Raw genomic sequence first — 21,036 nt, 5'->3', positions numbered from 1 at the left:
CGCGCGTCAGCGCGTCAGCGCGTCAGCGCGTCAGCGCGTCAGCGCGTCAGCGCGTCAGCGCGTCAGCGCGTCAGCGCGTCAGCGCGTCAGCGCGTCAGCGCGTCGACTGCCCGTGCCGCCGGAGGAGCGGCAGGATCACTCGTGCGGGGCATCCTGCGCCTCTCCGCTCCCCACGGCGGTCCGGAACCAGCAGAGTTGGGCGGGTGTATCGAACGACGACGACCGCAACGCTCTTTGTCGCCGTGGCAGTCACCGCCCTCTCCGGGTGTGTGACCGTCCAGCGACCGCCCGCCTCCGGCTCCCCTTCCGCCCCTTCCGGACCCGCCTCGCCGCATCCGGACAGCAAAGGCGGGTCCCGGATCGTGCAGGCACCGGCCCGGGAAGCACTGGAGCGTGTCGGCCCCGCGCACAAGCCTTCACCCGACGCGGCGACCCGGCACCGGGCCGCTCCCCCACCACAGGCCGTGGCGCCCCCGGCCCCTCCGCGGCACGCCCGCCCTGTGCCGCGTCCCGAGCCACGGCACCCGCAGCCCCGTGTCGCCGGCACGCCCGAGGTGCTGAAGCGTTCGGACGTGTGCGCGCTCGGCAGGAAATACGGCGGCTGGAACGTGGACAGCCCGGCGTCGGTCATCTGCGGCAGGACGTACGGAAACTGACGGCACCCCCGGCCCCGGCTCGGGGACGGCACCGCATCAAGGGAACCCGAAGCCCAGGACCACGCGCCCGGCACGGCAGGCCGCGGGCCACCGGCCCGTCCCCGACGAGCGGTTCTCACGGCCGACCCCGTGCCGACCCGCCGAGGCCAGGCTCAGGACCGTACCCCGTGCCGCCCTGCGGCACGGGACTCCAGCCCGCGCCACCCCATGCCCCCGACAGGACGAGGCTCAGGGCCGCACCGCCAAGCGCCCCCAGCCGGGGCCGGACCTGGCGCCACACCCCGTGGCCGCCCCTGCGGCCACGGGGCTCCGGCCCGCGCCACGAAGTGCCGCCCCGGCGAGGCGGGGCTCACGGCCGTTTGCCGGGCAGCCCGACGGGACGAGACTCAGGGCCGCTGTCTGGGCGGCCCCAGGGTCTCGCCGCCGGAGCCTCCGGAGCCTCCGGGGCCGCCGAAGCGGTCGGGGCCGGCGGTCTCCGCCGAGGCGCCGGTGTCCTGGAGTCTCAGCTCCAGTCGGCCGATCGCCGCGCGGACACCGTCCCCGTATCGGTCGTCCGCGAGGGCGCCGACCGCGCCGCGGGCGCGGCGCAGATGGGTGCGGGCGGCCTCCGAGCGGCCGAGCTTCGCGTAGTCGGCGGCGAGGTTCAGATGCAGCGAGGGGTAGAACGCGCGTACGGCAAGGGACTGGTGGGGCTCGGCGACCCGGCCGTCGGTCAGCTCCTCGGCCGCGGACAGCGCGCGCAGGTCCCACGCGAGCTCGTCCGCGGGATCGTCCTGGGTGTCGGCCATGTAGTGCGCCAGTGTGCAGCGGTGCAGGGCGTCGCCGCTCTCGCCGATCTCCCCCCACAGCCGCAGGAAGCGGCCCCGGGCCTCCTCGCGGTCACCGGCGTGGTGCAGCATGACGGCCTGTCCGATCCGGGTCATCATGGCGTCCGGCGCCGCCTGCTCCTGTTGCTCCGCCACCGCGTCCTCCAGGCTCGTCACTGTCCCTCACGACGCTAACCGGAGCCACGGACAATCCCGCTCAGGCGCCCCCGTACGCCGCTGGGCCAGGCCGGTGACGGTCCCGCCCAGCGGCTCGGCGCTCAGCCCAGGTCCGGGATGCGCCAGTCGATCGGCTCATGGCCCTGGGCGGCCACGGCCTCGTTGATCTGCGTGAACGGGCGCGAGCCGAAGAACTTCTTCGCGGACAGCGGCGAGGGGTGCGCCCCCTTCACCACCACATGCCGCTCCTCGTCGATCAGCGGCAGCTTCTTCTGCGCGTAGTTGCCCCACAGCACGAAGACCGCCGGGTCGGGGCGGTCGGCCACCGCGCGGATGACCGCGTCGGTGAACTTCTCCCAGCCCTTGCCCTTGTGCGAGTTCGCCTCGCCGGAGCGCACGGTCAGCACCGCGTTGAGCAGCAGCACGCCCTGCTCGGCCCACGGCATCAGATAGCCGTTGTCCGGGACCGGGGTGCCCAGCTCCTCCTTCATCTCCTTGTAGATGTTCCGCAGCGACGGCGGGGTCTTCACTCCAGGACGGACCGAGAAGCACAGGCCGTGCCCCTGGCCTTCGCCGTGGTACGGGTCCTGGCCGAGAATCAGCACCTTCACCCGCTCGTACGGCGTGGCGTCGAGCGCGGCGAAGACCTCCTCCCGGGGAGGGAAGACGGGACCCTTCGCTCGCTCCTCCTCGACGAACTCGGTGAGTTCCTTGAAGTAGGGCTGCTGCAGCTCCTCGCCCAGGACGCCGCGCCAGGACTCGGGCAGCATGGCGATATCGGTCACGTCAACTTCCTTCGATGTGCGATGACTTCCAGACCACAGAACCTACCGTCGCCCACTGACAATCGGTTTCCGGCCCGTGTCGGGGCCGTGGGACGGGTACCGTGTGCCCCCTCGGCGCACCGCCGACCGGCGCGCCGGGCCTCCGGCAACGGTCCCCCGGGTCCGCTACCAGCTCGTCTTGCGGTCCAGCTCCCACATGGTCATGATCGTCGACGGGTCCAGTGCCCGCTCACCCCCCGAGATGTCCTCGCTCGCGGCCACGTACTGCCTGCCCTGCCACAGGGGCAGCAGCCGGGCGTCGTCGACGAGGATCCGCTGGGCCTCCTCGAACTCCTTGACCACCGCCGCGCGATCGCTCTCGGCGCGGGACTCGGGCAGCAGGCTGTCGGTGATCCGCGGAACCGGATAGGGCGTCCCGAGGACGTTCCGCTCCCCGACGAAGGGGGCGATGAAGTTCTCGGCGTCGGGGAAGTCGGGGAACCAGCCGCGGCCGAACACCGGGTACTCGCCGGCGCGGTAGCCCGCTTGGTACGTCTTCCAGGGACGGCTCCTGAGCGTGACCGTGAACAGACCGGAGCCTTCGAGCTGGGTCTTGAGTTCACGGAACTCCGCGGCGGTCTCGGAGCCGTAGCGGTCGGTCGTGTACCAAAGGGTGAGCGGGACACGTCCGTTGACGCGCGCGTCGAGCAGGATCTTGCGCGCCCTGGACGGGTCGGGGCTGCCGTACGCGTCGAAGTAGCCGGTGGTGTGCCCGGTCAGGCCCGCGGGGACCATCGAGTAGAGCGGGTCGACGGTGTCCCTGTAGACCTTGTGCGCGATGGCCGGCCGGTCGACGATCTGGGCGATCGCCTTGCGGACGGCGGGCTTTCGGGCCCACGGATCCTTCGGGTTGAAGACCAGATAGCTGATCTCGGTGTCGGCGCCGTCGAGGAGTTGGATGTCCTTCCCGTCCGCGTGGTCCTGCAGGGCGACGACGTCCGAAGCGGCGAGGCCACGGTAGGTGACATCGATCTTCTTGTCCTTCAGCGCACCGACCATCTGGGCCGAGTCCTGGAAGTAACGGATGTTGACCGCGCTGTTCTTGCGCTCGGCGAAGCCGTCGTAGTGGGCGTTCCCGACGAGTTCGGCCTGCTTGCCCTCCGTGTAGGAGCGCAGGCTGTAGGGCCCGGAGCCGAAGACCTTGTCGTCCGTGCGCAGGGCGTCGGCGGGGTACTCGCCGGGGTCGACGATCGACATCGCCGGTGTGGCCAGGACGAACGGGAAGGTGGCGTCCGGCTTGTTGAGGTGGAAGACGACCTCGCGCCTGCCCAGTACCTGGACCCGGTCGAGGCTGCCGAGCAGACCGGCGGGACCGCCGCGTACACCGATCGTCCTGATCCGGTCGATGGAGTACTTGACGGCCGACGCGTCGAGCGGGTCCCCGTCGGAGAACCTCATGTCCGGGCGCAGTACGCAACGGTAGGCGCGATTGGTTCCATCCGTGAACCCGCACTTCTCGGCGGCGTCGGGCTGCGGGGTGACCGAGCCGGTCGGATAGCCAAGCAGCGTCTGGTAGATGTTGCGGAACAACTCCCACGAGCCGTCCCAGGAGGCGGCCGGGTCCAGCGTGCTGGGGGCGCTCGTGGTGCCCACCACGATGGGTTCTTTGTCGGCCGACGATCCCGAGGAGAGAACTCCGCACCCGGCCACCAGGGTTATGGACGTGATCGTCGCCAGTTGTCGAAGGCATCGCTTCCGGTTGAACACGCGCACGCTCCTCGATCCGCCGTACCAAGGGTCGGGAGACCATACCGCAGCGCCCCGCCGGGGGAACCGTGTTCCCGGCAGGGCACTTGATCAGCACGTATGTGACCGCGTTGTCAGAATTCTGTGAACGCGCCGACGCTCCGGATATCGGACTCCGTGCCGCTCGGCACGGCAAGCGCGTTTGTCGACCACCGACAAAAGGCCGGTCGGGCGTTCCGTGTGCGGGGAACGCCCGACCGGCCTTCGCGTCACTCGCCTCACTCGACTCCGGCGTTGAGGAACATCCCGCCGTCGACCACGAGCGTCTGACCGGTGACCCAGTCCGACTGCCGCGAGGTCAGGAACGCGGCGGCTCCACCGATGTCGGAGGGCACGCCGAGCCGGCCGAGCGGGTAGGCCGCGGCGGCCTCCGCCTCACGACCTTCGTACAGTGCGGCCGCAAATTTCGTCTTCACCACGGCGGGCGCGATGGCGTTGACCCGCACCTTGGGCGCGAACTCGTGCGCGAGCTGCACAGTCAGGTTGATCATCGCGGCCTTGCTGATGCCGTACGCGCCGATGAAGGGCGAGGGCGCGAGGCCCGCGACCGAGGCGATGTTGACGATCGCGCCGCCGTTCTCGCTCTGCCAGGCCTTCCAGGTCTGCTGGGCGAAGCCGAGGGCGGAGACAACGTTGGTCTCGAAGACCTTGCGCGCCACATTGAGGTCCAGCTCGGCGATCGGCCCGAACACCGGGTTCGTACCGGCGTTGTTGACCAGGAAGTCGACGCGGCCGAAGGCCTCCATGGTGCGCTCCACGGCGACGGCCTGGTGGGCCTCGTCGTGTGCCTTGCCGGCCACGGCGATGACGCGGTCGGCGCCGAGCGCCTCGACGGCCTCCTTGAGGGCGTCCTCGTTGCGGCCGGTGATGCAGACCCGGTCGCCGCGGGCGATCAGGGCCTCCGCGACGCCGTAGCCGATACCGCGGCTCGCACCCGTGATGAGCGCGACCTTGCCCGAGAGTTCGGGAAGCGTGGTCATGTGCGTTTCCCCCGTACTTAGTTGAGCGGTCCGCCGGCCACGTACAGCACCTGGCCGGAGACGAATCCGGCGGCGTCGCCCGTGAAGAAGGCGATGCTGTTGGCGATGTCGTCGGGGTTGCCGACGCGCTGCACGGGGATCTGGGTGGCGGCCGCGGCCTGGAAGTCGTCGAAGTCCATCCCGACGCGGGCGGCGGTGGCGGCGGTCATGTCGGTGACGATGAAGCCGGGCGCCACGGCGTTCGCGGTCACGCCGAACTTGCCGAGCTCGATGGCCAGGGTCTTGGTGAGGCCCTGGAGACCGGCCTTGGCGGTGGAGTAGTTGGCCTGGCCGCGGTTGCCCAGCGCCGAGGACGAGGACAGGTTGACGATACGGCCGAACTTGGCGTCGACCATGTGCTTCTGGCAGGCCTTGGCCATCAGGAAGGCGCCGCGCAGGTGCACGTTCATGACGGTGTCCCAGTCGGACGCGCTCATCTTGAACAGCAGGTTGTCGCGAAGGACGCCCGCGTTGTTCACCAGGATGGTCGGCGCGCCGAGCTCCTCGGCGATCCGCGCGACGGCGGCCTCCACCTGGGCCTCGTCGGAGACGTCGCAGCCGACCGCGAGGGCCTTGCCGCCTGCCGCGGTGATCTTCTCCACGGTGTCCTTGCACGCGGCCTCGTCGAGGTCGATCACCGCGACGGCGCGGCCTTCCGCGGCCAGTCGTACGGCGGTCGCGGCGCCGATGCCGCGCGCGGCACCGGTGACTACGGCAACGCGCTGCTCAGTGGTGGACATTGCTGGTTCTCCTCGCCCTTGGAAAAGCCGGCCCAAGCCCGGCCAAGCTGTCTCGACAACCTTGCGGAGTCCTCCGGTGTCCCGGAAGACCTGCGGCTCACACGGTACGCCCGTCCGGTGAGCGACCGCTTAGTACCTTCAGCAGACGTGACGCTAGAAGCCCTGGCACCCGGTGTCAACGGCACACCGCGCGCATGTGATCCATTACCTGACCAGGAGCTGGAGCAACCGCTCCGTCTCGGCCTGCGGATCGATCGTCAGGCCGGTGTGCACGGGCCCCGGCTGGACCACCGTCGAGCGCGGCGCGATCAGCCAGCGAAAGCGCCGTCCGGCGTCGTCGTGGGCCGCTTGACCAGCGGCTTTCCCTCCGGCGCAGACACCCTCGACAGCGCGCAGCGCGGCCCGTACGCCGACCACGTCCGCCTCCGGGTCGAGCGCGAACAGCTTGCTCTCGTCCAGATGGGTACGAGCCGCGACGAAGGAGTGGGCGCGGCAGTACACCAGCACGCCCGCGTTGAAGCACTCGCCGCGCTCGATGCGCGGCACCACGCGGAGCAGCGCGTACTCGAAGACGTTCCGCTCGCTCACTTGTCCCCCATGATGCCGTCGACGCCGTCGATGCCCTTGATCCGCTCATGGACGACGCCGGCGCGGGCCAGCAGCGGCCGCGCGTAGGCGCGCCGCAGCGCGTCCACCGAGTCGAAGCCCGGCTCGTCGGCCAGCCAGGCCTCCGGGATCTCGGCGGTGACCTCGGCGAGCAGGTCCTCGGTGACCAGCGGGGCCAGATCGGCGGCGGCCGAGGCGATGTCCGGGCCGAAAGGCGCGAGCGCGTGGTCGGAGATGTCGTAGGGCTTGGCGGCGGAAACCTCCGCGCCGGGCCAGTTGTGGTGCCAGATCATCGTGGCACCGTGGTCGATGAGCCACAGGTCTCCGTGCCACATCAGCAGGTTGGGGTTGCGCCAGGAGCGGTCGACGTTGTTGACCAGGGCGTCGAACCACACGATCCGGCCGGCTTCCTCGGCGCTCACCTCGAAGGCGAGGGGGTCGAAGCCGACGGCGCGGGAGAGGAAGTCCATCCCGAGGTTCTGGCCGACACTGGACTTCAGCAGTTCCTGGACCTGCTGGTCCGGTTCGCCGAGCCCGAGGACCGGGTCGAGGCCGATCGTCACCAGGCCGGGCACCCGCAGCCCGAGGCGGCGCGCGAGTTCACCGCAGACGACCTCCGCGACGAGCGTCTTGCGCCCCTGTCCCGCGCCGGTGAACTTCATGACGTACGTCCCGAGGTCGTCGGCCTCGACGAGTCCCGGCAGCGAGCCGCCCTCACGCAGCGGCGTGATGTAGCGGGTCGCGGTGACCTCTTTCAGCACTTCCCAGGCCACCAATCTCTTCAACCTTGCAATCCACGGCCAACTTTGGAGGGATGCAGCAGTGGAAATCACCCGTCAACGGGCCTGGGGAGAATCTGGGGAGTTTCGGCCGGCCTGCCGATCTCCCCGCTCCCCGACCGGTCCGTCGATGACGGTGCGCCCCGTGCTTCCGGCCTCCGGCATGAAGTGAGCATAGTAACCGCGGGTGATCGCGTGCGGCGATTGCCCGAGCCACCGCGCCAAGGCCACCACGGACCCTCCCGGCCGGGTGAGGAACCGCTACCCGGGCTGCGAGTCGCTCGGCCGCGGGGGTGTTCGGCGTGATACGACTGTGCCTCACGAGGCAGTGCGTATGCGGATGACTACGTAGCGTCTCGCCCGACGGTTTGATCGGGAAGGGAATGCGGTCGCCCCGACGAGGCTCCGGTCCGTCGCCGAGGTCGAGGGTGGGGGAAGTGAGAACCCAAGAGGTCCCGGCGTCCGTCCTGGTGGGGGTCGGTTCCTGGGTGCCGCCGCGCCGCGTGGCCAACGAGGAACTGGCCGAGCGCCTGGGCCGGTCGCCCGAATGGATGTACCAGCGCTCCGGCATCCGGTCCCGGCACGTCGTGGAGCCGGGTACCACCAGCGGGGACCTGGCGGTCGAGGCCGGCCGCGCGGCGCTGGCCCGGTCGGCGGTCGGCCGGGTCGCTGCCGTGGTCGTCGCCACCACATCGCCGGACAGGCCGTGCCCCGGCACCGCTCCGAGCGTCGCCTCACGCCTGGGGATGGCCGGAGCGATCGCGCTGGACGTCCAGGCCGTATGCGCCGGCTTCGTCTACGGGTTGGCGGTCGCGCAGGGCCTGATCGCCGCGGGCACGGCTGACAGCGTCCTGGTGGTCGGTGCTGATTCGCTGTCGCTGAACGTCGCTCCGGACGACCCCACGAGCATGTTGTTCGGCGACGGCGCCGGCGCCGTCGTCCTGCGTTCGGGCCACCGCGAGGAGCCCGGCGCCCTCGGGCCCTGCGTGCTGGGCAGCGACGGCGGCGGCCGCGACCTGATCACCGTACGCGGTGGTGGTTCCGAAGAACGCTCAGGACCTGACGGCGCACCGGCGGACCGGTATCTGCGCCTGGAGGGGCAGGAAGTGTTCTGGCGCGCCGTACAGCACATGACGTCCGCCTCGCGCGCGGCGCTGGACGCCGCGGGGTGGAAGCCGCAGGACGTGGACCGGATCGTCGCCCACCAGGCGAACGCGCGGATCCTGGCCATGCTCGCCGAGCGGCTGGGCGTCGCCGCGGAGCGCGCGCTCTCCAATGTCGAGCAGGTCGGCAACACCTCGGCCGCCTCGATTCCGATCCTGCTCGATCACGCCGACCGCGCGGGGGACCTCAGGCCCGGACACCGCGTCCTGCTCACGGCCTTCGGCGGCGGCCTGACCTGGGGAGCCACCACCGTCGTGTGGCCGGACTTCCTGAGCCCGGACCAAAGCCCTCACCAACTCAGCCCGGAGAGACGGTATGTACGACCTTCTGGTGAAGATCTTGACTGACAGGTTCCAGGTGCGGCCCGAGCTGGTCTCCCCCGAGGCCAGGCCGACGGCCCTGGGCCTGGACTCGCTGTTCGTGGTGGAACTGTCCTTCGTGCTGGAAGGTGACCCCGGCGTGGAGATCAGCTTCGATGAACTCGCCGGTGCGGGCACTCTGGCGGAGATCGCTCAGTTGATGCAGAACAAGCAGGACGCGTCGGTCTGAGGAGCGCGGACGGGCCCACCGGGACATTCGGCGGGCCCTCCGTTCCTACGTGTCGTCGGGGCGTGCCGAAGCGACGTCAGCGGCCCGCGGCGCCCGTGGGACGCCGGAACATCAGGGCGTGCACGGTGAAGCGTGACCCGTCGAACTCCGCCTGGCCCACCGCCCGCCGTTCCTTCAGCAGCGTCAGCATGGTCTCCTTGTGCTCGGCGTACGCCAGGAGCGGGATGTCCATCTCGAAGATCGCCAGCGTCTCGGACTCATAGCCGCGCGCGGTGAGTTCCGTGACGGTACGGGGAATGTCGGCGAGCGAGGAGTGCGCCATGAGCAGGGTGCCGCCCGGCGCGAGGAGCGTGTCCATGCGTTCCACGACGGAGTCGTACACCGCGCGGCCGCCCCTGCGGGCGACGAGGGCGGTCTCCAGCCCGTTTCCCGTCGCGTAACTCGGGTCGTAGGGCAGATGCGGCGGATTGGTGATCACCAGGTCGAACCGCTCATCGGGGGTGTACTCCTCCAGCGGCGAGGTGACACAGGTCAGCCGGGTGCCGTCGAGACCGTTGGCGACGACGTTGGCCGTGGTCTGGGCGGCGGACGCCGGGTTGATGTCCAGTGCGGTCACCCGCTCGGCTCCGGCCGCGAGCAGGGCGACACTGTAGAGACCGGACCCGGCTCCGATGTCCAGGGCCCTCACGCCTTCCAGATCGGGGGCGTTGTCACCGTCGAGGGCGCTGATCAGGCTCAGTCCGCAGTCGGTGGGAAACAGGATCTCGGCGGGGTCTTCCACGACGAGCCGCAGACGCGTGCCGCGGAACCCGAAGATCCCGCACGAGGGCCGGGTCTCCCACAGCGAGCCGTTCTCGCCGACGGGCAGGACACGGCGCCGTGTGAGCGTCCGGATCGGGGAATCGGTCATCAGAGCTGAACCTTTCGACAGGAATGGGGACGGCGGGCGGACCGGTCACTCGGCGAGGGCGGACAGTACGGTGCGGACGGCGTCGTCGGCGATGCGTTCCGCGCGCAGTGCCGGGACCATGTCCTCGACGTAGCTGAAGTTCCAGGCCAGTTGGCCATGGCTGGTGGTCGTCGTCGCCACGATGGCGCCCATCACCGAGACGCCCGTGAGGAACTGGGCGTCGCCGACCCGCCACGAGCCCACCCGGTCGGGGAACTCATAGCGGCCGACGTTGGACAGGCACAGGTTGATCGGTCCCTCCTCGTCCATGAACCGCATGAACGACTCGCCGTCCGCCAGCGACTTCGGACCCGCCCAGCGCGGCAGGCTGATCGTGGCCAGGTGCTCCTGGCGTCTACGGCGCCGCACCAGGTCCTGACTGATCTCCCGGGCCATCGGCCACAACGGCCCACCGGGTGTGTAACGGACGCGGGAGGGGACCGTGGCCACGTAGGTGCCGACCTCGTCGGGGGAGACGGCCGGGTCGAGGTCACCGCGGAAGTCGACCGGAGAGCCGATCGAGAAATGAGCGCCCGCCGCGGCGTCCGCGTCCCGGGCGACCGCCGTCACCAGCGCGGCGGCCAGTACCCCGTGGACCGTGGTCCCCCGTCGCCTGGCCGTCTCCGCCAGGAGATCCACCTGGGTGGACGGCAGGGATCGGTGCACCATTTGGGTACGCCGCTGCCCGAACGGGACCCGACGGCTGGGAACGACCCGCTGTGCGGGGCGCCGCCGGGCCGCCCGCTGCTCCCGTCGCATCATGGCCCTGAACTCCGCGACACCCGCCGCGCCCCGGAGGCGCCGCGGCAGCAGGTCGTCCGTCGCCGGCAGGACCCGTCTGGGGTCGGTCCGGGGCAACGTGCCCCGGTCCAACTGCGCGGCGAGCTCGATCCACTCCCGGACGAGGGACAGACACGTCTTGCCGTCGGCGATGATGTGCGAGGCCGTGAGCAGCAGGTCGTGGACGTTCCCCGCCTCGTCGCCTCCGGTGATCACCACCGCACGCAGCAGTGGCCCGGTGCGCCAGTCCACGCCCGTCACCAGCTCGTGCTCGTTGACCTCGCGCTCCCACCTGGTGTCGGCCGTGGGGTCGTCCGGTGGCACGTCGACGTATCGCAGCGGGATCTGCTGTCCGTCCAGTGGGACGAAGGCGGGGTGCGCTCCGGTGCCGTCGTCGGTGATCGCCACCCGCAGCAGGGGGTGCCGGAGCTGGAGGGTGTCCAGGGCGCGGCGGTGCAGTGACGGGGGCAGTTGTCCGTGGACGCGGGCGCGGGCGACGACGTTGAGCGGTGAGGTTCGGTCGGCGATCCAGTACAGACGCTCCAGCGGGCTCAACTCGCGCTGGACGCTGGTGGGTTCAGTGACCGGGCCATCCGGATAGGTGAGGGCCTGAGCGGTCTGCCGGGCGAGGATGGGACGGGGTACGAACCGGAAATAGGCGTTGCGGACCAGGCGGCGGCGCAGGTCGGCGCCCTGGGTCAGTTCGCTCATCCTGCGGGATCCGGCCACCATCGCCCGGGTGCGGTCGCGGCGCTGTTCCTCGTAGGCGCGCAGGGCCCGCACCGGGTCCTCGCCGGCCGTCGCCCCGGCCAGCGTCCGGGCCAGTACGATGGCGTCCTCCATGGCCATGCCGGCTCCCTGGGCGAGCGTGGTCAGCATGGGGTGGGCGGCGTCGCCGAGCAGGGTGACGGGGCCGTCGCCCCATCGTTCCAGGAAGGCCCGGTCGTGTGACGGGACGGTGAGGATGTCCTCCTGCGGAGTGGCCTCGATCACCGCCCGCACCTCGTCGGCCCAGCTCTCGTAGGCCCGGCTGACGGTGTCCTTGACGCGGTCCGGGCCGGGAGCGCCGTCGGACGTGCTCATGGCGGCCCACCAGTAGGCGCGGCCGTGACCGATGTCGATGAGGCCGAAACGCTGTCCACTGCCCCAGTAGTGGCGGACGGCGCCCGTGGTGAGGCAGGGGTGCCGGAAGGGGACGACACCGAGCCGGAAGAGGTAGCCGGCGTCCCGTGCCCGCTCGGGGCCGGCGAGGTGGCGCCGTACGGCCGAGTGGAAGCCGTCGGCGCCGATCAGGATGTCCCCGCTCGTCGAGCGGCCGTCGGTGAAGCGGACGGTGACCGCCGCGCGGGAGGTCTCGAAAGCGGTGGCGGTCGCCCCGAGGTGGATGGGGCAGTCTCCGGCCTCCGCCAGCAGAGCCTCCTGGAGGTCCGCGCGGCTGATGCAGAAGCTGGGCGCGCTCGCCCGGTCTGAGGCCTCCTTGAACGGCAGGTCCCTGATCCGTCTGCCGCGCCGGTCCATGTATCTGAAGGACTCCACGGCCTGACCGCGCTTGTCCAGGCCCAGGTCGATGCCGAAGCCGGCCAGGGCGGTGACGGCGTTGCTCATGACGGACAGAGCGGAGCCGGCGCCGCGCAGTTCGGCGGCACGTTCGTAGACCTCGACGTCGATGCCGACGCGGCGCAGCGCGACCGCACACGTCAGACCGCCGATACCGGCGCCGATGACAAGGGCTCTGGGGCGATGTCCCGATGACATGGCGTCAGCTCTCCGGGCCGGTTCGGGCGGGGTCGTCCATCAGCTCCGCGACGGTGGCGGCCAGGTGTGCCACGTGCGGCTCTTCCATGATCGTCAGGTGGTCGCCGGGGACGCCGACGATCCGGATCCGTCCATCGGTCATCGCGCTCCAGCCGTTGCAGGGGTCCTGGTGCCGGGTCCGGGCGGCGTCGTGCAGACCGGACAGGACGGCGGGCAACGGCTCCATGGCGCGGATCAGGGTGAGGTCCTGATGCTCGCGCGGGGGTCGGTAGTCCAGGGTCGCCTGCCAGTTGGCCCTGTAGACGCCGAACAGACGGCGGACGACGGCCCCGGAGCTGCCGGCCGGCAGGACGCCCCGCTCGCCCGCGACGCGCGCGATGAACGCGAACCTCTCCTCCGGCGAAACGAGTCCGTCGGGAATGATCCGTGCCGGTGACGTGCCGCCGAGCCGGGGCCAGAGCAGTTCGTGGGCGAACCACTCCAGCAGGCCGTCGTCGTCGTGCGCGGCGCGCGGTCCCTGTTCCAGGGCCGTGGTGTCCAGCACGAACAGGGCGGCCCGCTCGCCCGCGGCCCGCAGCCGACGGGCGATCTCGAAGGCCACGAAGCCGCCGAAGGACCATCCGCCGATGGTGTAGGGGCCGTGCGGCTGGACCGTCCGCAACGCGGTGAGGTAGCTGTCCGCCAGGTCCTCCACACTGGGGAGAGGAGTGGTGCCGGGGTCCGCTCCGGCGGCCTGGAGCGCGTACAGCGGCCGGTCGTCCGGGAGATGCCGGGCGAAGGCGACGTAGCACAGCACGTTGCCGCCCATCGGGTGGACCAGGAACAGCGGTGGGCGGGTGCCCTGCGGACGGATCGGCACCAGGGGATCGAACACCGCTCTCGCTCCGCCGTCGCGCAGCCGTGCCGCGAGTCCCGCGGGGGTGGGTGTGGCGATGAACTCGGAGAGAGGGATGTACACCCGGTAGCGCTGTTCGATGCGGACCACCAGCCGCATCGCGGCCAGGGAGGTGCCTCCGAGGTCGAAGAGACTGTCGTGCGCTCCCACCGTGTCCAGGCACAGCACGTCCGCCAGCATCTCGGTCAGTGCTTGTTCGTAGGCGTCGCGCGGCGCGGCGGCGGGAGCGCGGCCGGGGACGGTCAGCGGGGCGCTGCGCAGTGCGGCGTCGTCACGCTTGCCGCTGGGGGTCAGCGGCCACCGGGAGACCCATTGCAGGTGCGCGGGGACCATGTAGTCGGGCAGGGTGGCGCGCAGCCGCTCACGGATGTCGGCCACATCCTCGTCCGTGCCTTCGCCGAGGAGGAAGGCCGCGAGGAAGGTCTCGCCGTCCGTCCGCCGCCGGGCCACCACCGCGGCGTCACGCAGTCCCGGGTACCGCGCCGCGAGGCCGGTGACGGCCAGTTCCACCTCGCCCGGCTCCACACGGAAGCCCCGCACCTTGACCTGCGCGTCGTCGCGTCCGAGGAAGACGACGTCTCCGCCGGGGAGCACCATGCCGACGTCGCCGGTGTAGTAGAGCCGGTGCTCCCCGCCCGCGAAGGGGTGCGGGAGGAAGCGCTCCTTCGTCAGGTCCGGGCGGCCCTCGTAGCCGTCGGCCAGGCAGCCGCCGCCCAGATAGACGTCTCCCCTCACCCCGGTCGGCACCGGACGCATCCGTTTGTCCAGGACGTGCACCTCGGCCCCGTCGACGGCGACGCCGATCGGCGGCAGTGCGGGGAAGGCGGCGGGGTCACCGGTCATGGTGAACGCGGTGACCACGTGGGTCTCGGTCGGACCGTACTGGTTCTCCAGGACGGCTCCCGGAAGCCCGGCGCACAGCTTGCGGATCTCCGGTGTGACGCGCAACTGCTCGCCGCAGGTGATCATCACCCGCAGGGTCCGCGGGGTGATGCCCAACGTACCGGCGGCTTCGGCCAGTTGTTGCAGGGCCACCGGGGGGAGGAAGACCTGCTCGACGCGCTCGCGGTCGAGCAGGCGCAGCAGCGCCGGCATGTCACGGCGCTCGGCGTCGCCGGCCAGGCACAGGGTGCCGCCGAAGCTCAGCGTGGAGAAGATCTCCTGGAAGGAGATGTCGAAACTCAGCGGTGCGTACTGGAGAGTGACACCGCCCACGGCCGCGCTGGGCGCCCCGGCCTGCCAGGCCACGAGGGCGGCCAGGGTGCGGTGCGGCATGGCGACGCCCTTGGGGGTCCCGGTGGAACCCGAGGTGAAAAGGACGTACGCGGTGCTCTCCGGGTCCGTGCCGCCCCGCGCCCGGCCTGACGGCGCGGGCGCGGGCTCGGGCTCGGCCACCGATTCGGCGGGCAGGAGCAGCGTCGGATCACCGGCGAGGTGGGCGTACGGGGCCTCGGCCACGACGCGGAAGGGCCGGGCCTGCTCCACCATCGTGGCCAGCCGGGCGGCAGGGTAGCCGACGTCCATCGGGACGACCGCGCAGCCCGCTCGCAGGACACCCAGGAGCACCGCCATGGTCAGCGGGGACCGGTTCATGGCGATCCCGATCCGGGCGTTCGCCGGGGCCCCGAGCGCGTACAGCCGCCCGGCCACGTTCTCGGCGGCCTCGGCCAGCCGGGCGTAGCTCCACCGCTCCTCGCCCATCACCACCGCGGTCGCGTCCGGAGTGCGCGCGGCCTGTTCGGCGAAGCGTGTCACGACCGTCGGGTGCCGGTCGGGGGAGGCGAGGACGGGCCGGGGGGCGAGGAAGGCGAGGTCCGGCCTGCTGTGCGGCTGTTCCACCATGCGGCGCAGGCTGCGCAGGTAGCCGGTCGCGAAGAGGTCGCCCTGGGCGGCCGAGAACGTCGCGCCGTCGCAGTCGACCCGCAGCCACATGCCGGTGCGGTCCGGTTCGGTGACCGCGTTCACCAGGAGACGGAAGTCGTTCTCCTCCCAGGTGCGGAACTCCCTGAGGCCCAGACCGGGCAGGCCGAGGACCGGGGAGAGCTGGTGGAAGTGCACGTAGTTGAAGGCCGTGTCGAGGACGGGCCCGCCGTGGTCCTCCAGGACGGCGCTCAACGGGTAGCGGCGGTGAGGATGGCCTTCCCGCTCCTGGCGGAGGCCTTCGCGTGCCACCTCCAGCCAGGTGTCCCGCGCTGTGTCCAGCCGTACGGGCACGGTGTTCAGGAAGAGCCCGGCGGTGCGCTCCGCCCCGGCCAGTTCGGGCCGGCCGTGGGTGATCAGACCGGTGGTGACGTCACGGGTGCCGGCGAGCGTGGCCAGGGTCAGCGTGTGCGCCGCGAAGAGCACGGACTTCACCGGCAGGGCGTGTTCGGCCGCGAAGTGCCGCACCCGCTCTACCAGCTCTCCGGGCAGGTCGACCCGCCGGGAGGCCGGCTGGTGGCCGGCCTCGGGCAGGTGGGGCGAGAACGACTCGATCGGTACGGGTCCGCAGCCGGCCAGCTTCCCGCGCCAGTAGCGCCGTGCCGCCTCCGAGCGCAGGGCGTCCTGCTCCAGCCGTACGTGGGCCGCCGGTGAGGGCGGCGCCGTGTCCTCGACGGGGCCGATGTCCAGGCCGAGGCCGTGGGCGTAGTCCTGGAGCAGTTCCCGGAGCAGGGTGGCGACGCTGCCGCCGTCGAGCAGCGCGTGGTGGAAGCTGAGGACCAGGTCGACGGCGGCGGGCCGTACATGGGCGCGGAACAGGTACAACGGCGGCCGGTCGAACACGTAGGGGTGACGGCGGCGGGCCTCGATGTGCGCGCCGACCTCGGCCTCGGCCGCCGCGCTGTCGAGCGCGCGCAGGTCGGCGATCTCCAGACCGCCCCGTACCCGGGGGCGGACGACCTGGAGCGGTTCGGCGCCGGCCAGGTCGAAGGCCGACCGCAGCACCGGGTGCCGTGCCGTCAGCCGGTCGAATGCGTGCCGGAACTCCGCCTCGTTCCACGGCATTTCCAGGGTGTAGCGGAAGACGTCCCGGTACCTGGCCGAGCTCTCGTGCCTGCGGCTGTGGTAGAGCAGGCCGAGTTGGAGCCGGGTCAGCGGGTAGGCGTCCTCGGCGTCCCGCAGCCGGGCCCGGTCCAGGTCGGCCACGAGGGCGAACGGCGCCGGGACGCTCTCGGTCCCGGCCGTGTCGCACTCCTCGGCGCATCGGGCGAGGCCGGCCACCGTCGGGTTCCGCAGGAGGTCGGTGAGCGAGAAACGCAGGCCGCGGGCCTCCGCCCCGGCGCGCACCCTGAGCATGGTGATCGAGTCTCCGCCGAGGGCGAAGTAGTCGTCGTGCACCCCCACGGCGTCATGGCCCAGGACGTCGGCCCAGACCTCGGCGAGGACCGCCTCGGTACGACTGCGCGGTTGCCCGTCTCCGGTGGCCTCGGGGGTGTCGTGCGGTGCGGGAAGCGCGTCGCGGTCGGCCTTGCCGTTGGGAGACAGCGGAATGCCGTCGATCCGGGTGAAGGAGGCCGGGACCATGAACGCCGGCAGGGTCCGCCCGAGCCGCTCGCGCAGCAGCGCGGTGTCGATCCGGGCGTCGGCGACGTAGTAGCCGGCCAGGACGGTTCCCCGGTCGGGGGCGGTACGGCCCACCACGATGGCGTCCCTCACCCCGGGGACCGCGCGCAGCACGGCGGCCACCTCGTCGGGCTCGACGCGGTTGCCCCGGATCTTGACCTGGTCGTCGATCCGTCCGAGGTACTCCAGGGTGCCGTCCGCGAGCCACCGGGCCAGGTCCCCGCTGCGGTAGAGGCGGCCGCCCGGTACGAACGGGTCGCCGCCGAACCTCTCGGCGGTCAGCTCCGGACGGTCGAGATACCCACGGGCGACGGCGACTCCGCCGATGCACAGTTCGCCGGCGACCCCGGCGGGTTGCGGCAGGTCGTCGGCGCCCAGCACGTACAGCCTGGTGTTGTCGATCGGCCGGCCGATGGGCACCCGCGCGATGCCGTGGGCGGGATCGACGGGATCGTCCGGGCAGTCGTGGAAGGAGACGTCCACCGTCGCCTCGGTCGGGCCGTACAGGTTCACGAGCCGTGCCGACCGCTCGGCGCCGCTCTCCCGCCGATACCGCTGGGCCAGGCGGTTGAACTGCTCGACCCGCGGGGCCGGCAGGGCCTCACCGCTGCAGAAGACGTACCGCAGGGTGCCGAGGACCTCGCGTGCCGTCGCCGACTCCTCCAGCAGGTCGAGGAACGGGCCGAGCATCGAGGGAACGAAGTGCACAGCGGTGACCCGGTGCTCGCGGATCGCCCGCAGCACCTCACGCGGGTCCCGCTGGCCGCCGGGCGGCAGCAGGGCCAGGGTCGCCCCCTCGGCCGCCCACCAGAACAGCTCCCACACCGAGACGTCGAAGGAGACCGGTGTCTTCTGGAGGAGGACGTCCCCTTCGCCGAGCGGGTAGCGATGCTGCATCCACGCGAGGCGGTTGACCACGCTGCGGTGCTCCACCATGACGCCCTTGGGCCGCCCGGTCGAACCGGAGGTGTAGATGACGTAGGCGAGGTCGCGGGAGCCGGCGAGCGGTTCGACCGGGGCGCCGCCGCCGGTCAGCAGGTCGCCGACGCGTCGCACCGTCGCGTCCGCGTGCGGACCGGCGGGAGCGTCGTCGTCGACGATCACCACTTTGGCCCGGCTGTCGCGCAGCAGGAAGTCCACCCGCTCGGCCGGGTAGCCGGGGTCCACCGGCACGTAGGCGCCGCCGGACTTCAGGATGCCGAGCAGCGCGACCGGCACCCGCGGCCCCCGCTCCATCATCACCGCGACACGATCGTCCGGGCCGATGCCCTCCGCACGCAGGGCCCGCGCGACACGGTTGGCCTGTTCGTCGAGTTCGGCGTAGGTCAGTGTCTCCCCGGACGCCGCGACCACCGCCGTACGGTCGGGCCGGCGGGCGGCCTGCTGCTCGAACAACCCGTGCAGGGTGGCCCGTTCCGCGAAGGGCACGCGCCGGCCGTGGGCACGCCCGGCGGTGAGGTCCCGGTGTTCGGCCGGCGACAGCATGGGCACCTCGGACAGTGGCCGGTCCAACAGGTCCAGCCCACGCTCCAGGAGCGTCGTGAGGTGGCTCGCCACGGAGGTGATCGGAAGGTCCCCGTCGAAGACGTCCCGGGCGTGGTCCAGGTCGACGCGGAGGTCGGTCGTGTCGTCGAAGGCGGACACCAGAACGCCCAGTGCGTCCCGGTCGTGCGAGGGAGCCATCAGGGTGCCCTGCCGCACGATTCCCGGAGTCTTCGGCCGGGACCAGTTCAGGTAGGAGAGCGTCACGTCGAAGAGCTGCCGCGGACCCCGCGCCGCCGCGGGCGCCTCACGCAGGATGTCGCCGAGCGAGAGCCGCTCATGACGCCGCAGGACGCGGGTCCCGCCCTGGACCCCGTCGAGCAGTTCACGGACGGTCAGCCCGCCGGGCGCCGCGACCCGCAGGGGCAGGGTGTTGGCGAACTGGCCGAGAACGTCCCGGTGCCGCTCCGTCGGACGGTTGAGGAAGGGGACACCGAGGACCACCTCCTCGCTCCTGTGCAGCCGCGTCAGGTAGGTGCCGAGCATGGCCGCGACGTAGGTGAAGGGCCAGTAGCCCGCGGCGCGGACCCGGTCGACGAGAGCACCGTCGATCACGAAGGAGTGGCGACCGCGTTCACGCGGGCCGCTGCCCGTCGTACGGGCGAAAAGCGCGGGCGTCACGCCCAGGAGGTACTCCCGGTAGAAGGCACGGTCGCGGTCGCCGTCCCGCCCCGAACGGTAGGCGGCGTCCTCTTGGACGAACGCCAGATAGGAGGACGTTTCCGGGGCACTCCGCGGATCGCCGTGCGGCTCCCGGGCGTACTCCTGGAGGATCTCGTGACTCAGCCGGTCGAGCGTCCAGCCGTCGGCGACGATGTGGTGTGCCTTGATGTGCAGATGCGTGACGTCCGGGCCCTCCAGCAGGAGGGTGGCTTCGACCAGGGGGCCGCCGCCGAGCGGCAGGGCGTCGGCCAGCGACCTGCGCATCCACTCGGCACAGGCGGTGTCCGGCTCGGGCTCCTGGGAGAGGTCGACCACGACGACCGGCACCCGCTCCGGCACCACCCGTTGAGAGGGAGTGCCGGCGTCGTGGGCGAACCGCAGCCGGAACGTCTCATGGCGGTGCAGCACCCGCTCCGCGAGGGCGGCGAGCCGGTGAGGGTCGACGACGCCGTGCAGCCGCTCGTGGAGAACGCAGTTGAACTGCGGTGATTCCGGCGCCTGGGAGCCGACAGCCCACACGTCCTGCTGGTAGGCCGTCAGCTGGTGCGGCGCTTGGTGATGGGTGCTCAACTGTGGGGGTTTCCTTCGAGCCGCACCGGGATCTCCCGGTGCCCGTTGAAAATGAGGGATGGGAACGGAGTCAGACAGTCGCGTCCCACGGCGAGTTCGAGGGCGGGGAACCGGGAGAAGAGCGCCGACAGCGCGACACGGCCTTCGAGACGGGCGAGCTCGGCCCCCAGGCAGTAGGTGGGGCCGTGGCTGAAAGCCAGGTGCTCGCGGCCGGTGGCACGGGTGATGTCGAAGAGATCGGCGTCCGGGCCGTGCACCCCCGGGTCGCGGCCGACCGCGGCGTAGTTGACGACGAGGGCGTCGCCCCGCGCGAACATCAGCCCGGTCGGCTCGTCGTGGATGTCCTCGGTGGGGAAGCGCATCATGAAGTTGGCCACCGGGGCCTGGTGCCGCAGGGTCTCCTCCACGACCTGGTCCCAGCCGGCCCGGCCCGACAGGACGAGGTCCAACTGGTCCGGATGCGTGAGCAGGTTGACCACGGCGTGGTCGAGGAGGTTCGCCGTGGTCCCGTAGCCGGCGCCGAGCACCATCCAGATGTTGTCGGCCACCTCCCGCTCGTCCATCAGGCCCTCGCGGTGTGCGGCGACCAGAGCGCTGGCGATGTCGTCGCCGGGGTGCTCGGTCTTGAGCACGATCAGGTCCGCTAGGAGGCGCGCGGCCTCGGTCGCGGTGGCCTCGGCCCGCTCCGCGCTCAGGTCCGTGGTGAAGACCGTGTCGTTGACGGCCTGGAACCTGTCGTGCATGGCCTCCGGCAGGCCGACCAGCGTGGTGACGGTCCGCCACGGCAGGCGCGAGGCGAAGTGCGTCCGCAGGTCCACGACCCGGTCGGGGGCGGCGGCAGCCGCCTCGGCGAGGTCGTCCAGCAGCGCGACGGCGGTCTTCTCGATCCACGGGACGAGTGCCCGTACGCGGCGGGCGGTGAACGCGGGAACCAAGGGCTGGCGCAACCGGCTGTGGTCGGGCCCGTAGGCGGTCTGGACGGTACGGATGTCGACCCAGATCCGCAGCGGCCAGTCGGCGGGGAGGTCACCGTCGACGAACGCGGGCCAGTGCCGGTGGGCGTCCTTGGAGACCCGGGAGTCGATCAGCAGCCGGCGGACCAGGGCCGGGTCGGTCACCGACCATGCCATTACGCCACCGGGCAGTTCGACCCGGGCCGCAGGCCCCAGAGCACGCAGGGCCGCGGCTTCGCCATGGACGTCCGCGGCGCTGCCGTCCATGCGGTAGGGGCAGCGGTCCCGGGTGGGCAGGGAGGACATGGCACCTCGACGGC

Annotated in this window: 14 protein-coding genes; 3 read left to right on the top strand and 11 right to left on the bottom strand. The window is 71.6% G+C overall.

Annotation, left to right across the window (positions count from 1 at the left end; genetic code table 11):
* Positions 1-500: 500 nt before the first annotated feature.
* Positions 501-656, top strand: a complete 156-nt coding sequence (locus ACIQRL_RS15840; RefSeq protein ID WP_401331797.1) for a hypothetical protein — start codon at positions 501-503, stop codon at positions 654-656.
* Positions 657-1,042: 386 nt separating this feature from the next.
* On the opposite strand, the gene ACIQRL_RS15835 is transcribed toward ACIQRL_RS15840, so the two are convergent.
* From ACIQRL_RS15835 to ACIQRL_RS15805, 7 genes are all read right to left on the bottom strand, one after another.
* Complete coding sequence (locus ACIQRL_RS15835) at positions 1,043-1,618, bottom strand: hypothetical protein (protein ID WP_401332388.1); 576 nt, start codon at positions 1,616-1,618, stop codon at positions 1,043-1,045.
* 122 nt (positions 1,619-1,740) lie between these two features.
* Positions 1,741-2,424: a uracil-DNA glycosylase gene (locus tag ACIQRL_RS15830; protein ID WP_401331796.1), complete on the bottom strand. Its 684-nt coding sequence runs from the start codon at positions 2,422-2,424 to the stop codon at positions 1,741-1,743.
* Positions 2,425-2,589: 165 nt separating this feature from the next.
* A complete protein-coding gene (locus ACIQRL_RS15825) occupies positions 2,590-4,170 on the bottom strand; it encodes an ABC transporter substrate-binding protein (RefSeq protein ID WP_401331795.1) in 1,581 nt (526 codons plus the stop codon).
* 257 nt (positions 4,171-4,427) lie between these two features.
* Entirely contained in the window at positions 4,428-5,189 is a 762-nt protein-coding gene (locus ACIQRL_RS15820; protein ID WP_401331794.1) for an SDR family oxidoreductase, read from the bottom strand.
* A 17-nt stretch (positions 5,190-5,206) separates the two neighbouring features.
* Positions 5,207-5,968 (bottom strand): 3-oxoacyl-ACP reductase FabG, encoded by a 762-nt coding sequence (gene fabG, locus ACIQRL_RS15815; protein WP_401331793.1) that lies wholly within the window; start codon positions 5,966-5,968, stop codon positions 5,207-5,209.
* A gap of 204 nt (positions 5,969-6,172) precedes the next feature.
* Positions 6,173-6,556 (bottom strand): DUF3037 domain-containing protein, encoded by a 384-nt coding sequence (locus ACIQRL_RS15810; RefSeq protein ID WP_401331792.1) that lies wholly within the window; start codon positions 6,554-6,556, stop codon positions 6,173-6,175.
* On the bottom strand, positions 6,553-7,335 hold the full coding sequence (locus tag ACIQRL_RS15805) for a HipA family kinase (RefSeq protein ID WP_401332386.1): 783 nt from the start codon (positions 7,333-7,335) through the stop codon (positions 6,553-6,555). The genes ACIQRL_RS15810 and ACIQRL_RS15805 overlap by 4 nt, the downstream gene beginning before the upstream one ends.
* Positions 7,336-7,790: 455 nt before the next feature.
* Here ACIQRL_RS15805 and ACIQRL_RS15800 point away from each other — a divergent pair, with 455 nt between their 5' ends.
* A complete protein-coding gene (locus tag ACIQRL_RS15800) occupies positions 7,791-8,864 on the top strand; it encodes a beta-ketoacyl-ACP synthase III (protein WP_401331791.1) in 1,074 nt (357 codons plus the stop codon).
* Positions 8,848-9,066 carry an acyl carrier protein gene (locus ACIQRL_RS15795; protein WP_401331790.1) on the top strand — a complete coding sequence of 73 codons (219 nt, stop codon included), beginning with the start codon at positions 8,848-8,850 and terminating at the stop codon, positions 9,064-9,066. The genes ACIQRL_RS15800 and ACIQRL_RS15795 overlap by 17 nt, the downstream gene beginning before the upstream one ends.
* Positions 9,067-9,142: 76 nt before the next feature.
* Here ACIQRL_RS15795 and ACIQRL_RS15790 read toward each other — a convergent pair whose 3' ends face one another.
* From ACIQRL_RS15790 to ACIQRL_RS15775, 4 genes are read right to left on the bottom strand one after another with little or no spacing between them, the layout of a single operon-like run.
* Positions 9,143-9,976 carry a methyltransferase gene (locus ACIQRL_RS15790; protein WP_401331789.1) on the bottom strand — a complete coding sequence of 278 codons (834 nt, stop codon included), beginning with the start codon at positions 9,974-9,976 and terminating at the stop codon, positions 9,143-9,145.
* Positions 9,977-10,021: 45 nt separating this feature from the next.
* Complete coding sequence (locus tag ACIQRL_RS15785) at positions 10,022-12,550, bottom strand: FAD-dependent monooxygenase (RefSeq protein ID WP_401331788.1); 2,529 nt, start codon at positions 12,548-12,550, stop codon at positions 10,022-10,024.
* A 4-nt stretch (positions 12,551-12,554) separates the two neighbouring features.
* Positions 12,555-19,763 (bottom strand): amino acid adenylation domain-containing protein, encoded by a 7,209-nt coding sequence (locus ACIQRL_RS15780; RefSeq protein WP_401331787.1) that lies wholly within the window; start codon positions 19,761-19,763, stop codon positions 12,555-12,557.
* The gene (locus ACIQRL_RS15775; RefSeq protein WP_401331786.1) at positions 19,760-21,022 is read right to left on the bottom strand and encodes a cytochrome P450; all 1,263 of its coding nucleotides are present in this window, start codon (positions 21,020-21,022) and stop codon (positions 19,760-19,762) included. The genes ACIQRL_RS15780 and ACIQRL_RS15775 overlap by 4 nt, the downstream gene beginning before the upstream one ends.
* Positions 21,023-21,036 lie beyond the last annotated feature (14 nt).

The sequence above is a fragment of the Streptomyces sp. NPDC091209 genome (genome assembly GCF_044757755.1).
Taxonomy (GTDB): Bacteria; Actinomycetota; Actinomycetes; order Streptomycetales; family Streptomycetaceae; genus Streptomyces.
This window is presented reverse-complemented; position numbering and strand designations above follow the sequence as displayed.

What these genes read in the sequence shown, in the direction of transcription:
- ACIQRL_RS15820 (WP_401331794.1), bottom strand. Translation starts at nt 5,189, where the DNA reads ATGACCACGCTTCCCGAACTCTCGGGCAAGGTCGCGCTCATCACGGGT.
- ACIQRL_RS15790 (WP_401331789.1), bottom strand. Translation starts at nt 9,976, where the DNA reads ATGACCGATTCCCCGATCCGGACGCTCACACGGCGCCGTGTCCTGCCC.
- ACIQRL_RS15785 (WP_401331788.1), bottom strand. Translation starts at nt 12,550, where the DNA reads ATGTCATCGGGACATCGCCCCAGAGCCCTTGTCATCGGCGCCGGTATC.
- ACIQRL_RS15775 (WP_401331786.1), bottom strand. Translation starts at nt 21,022, where the DNA reads ATGTCCTCCCTGCCCACCCGGGACCGCTGCCCCTACCGCATGGACGGC.
- fabG (WP_401331793.1), bottom strand. Translation starts at nt 5,968, where the DNA reads ATGTCCACCACTGAGCAGCGCGTTGCCGTAGTCACCGGTGCCGCGCGC.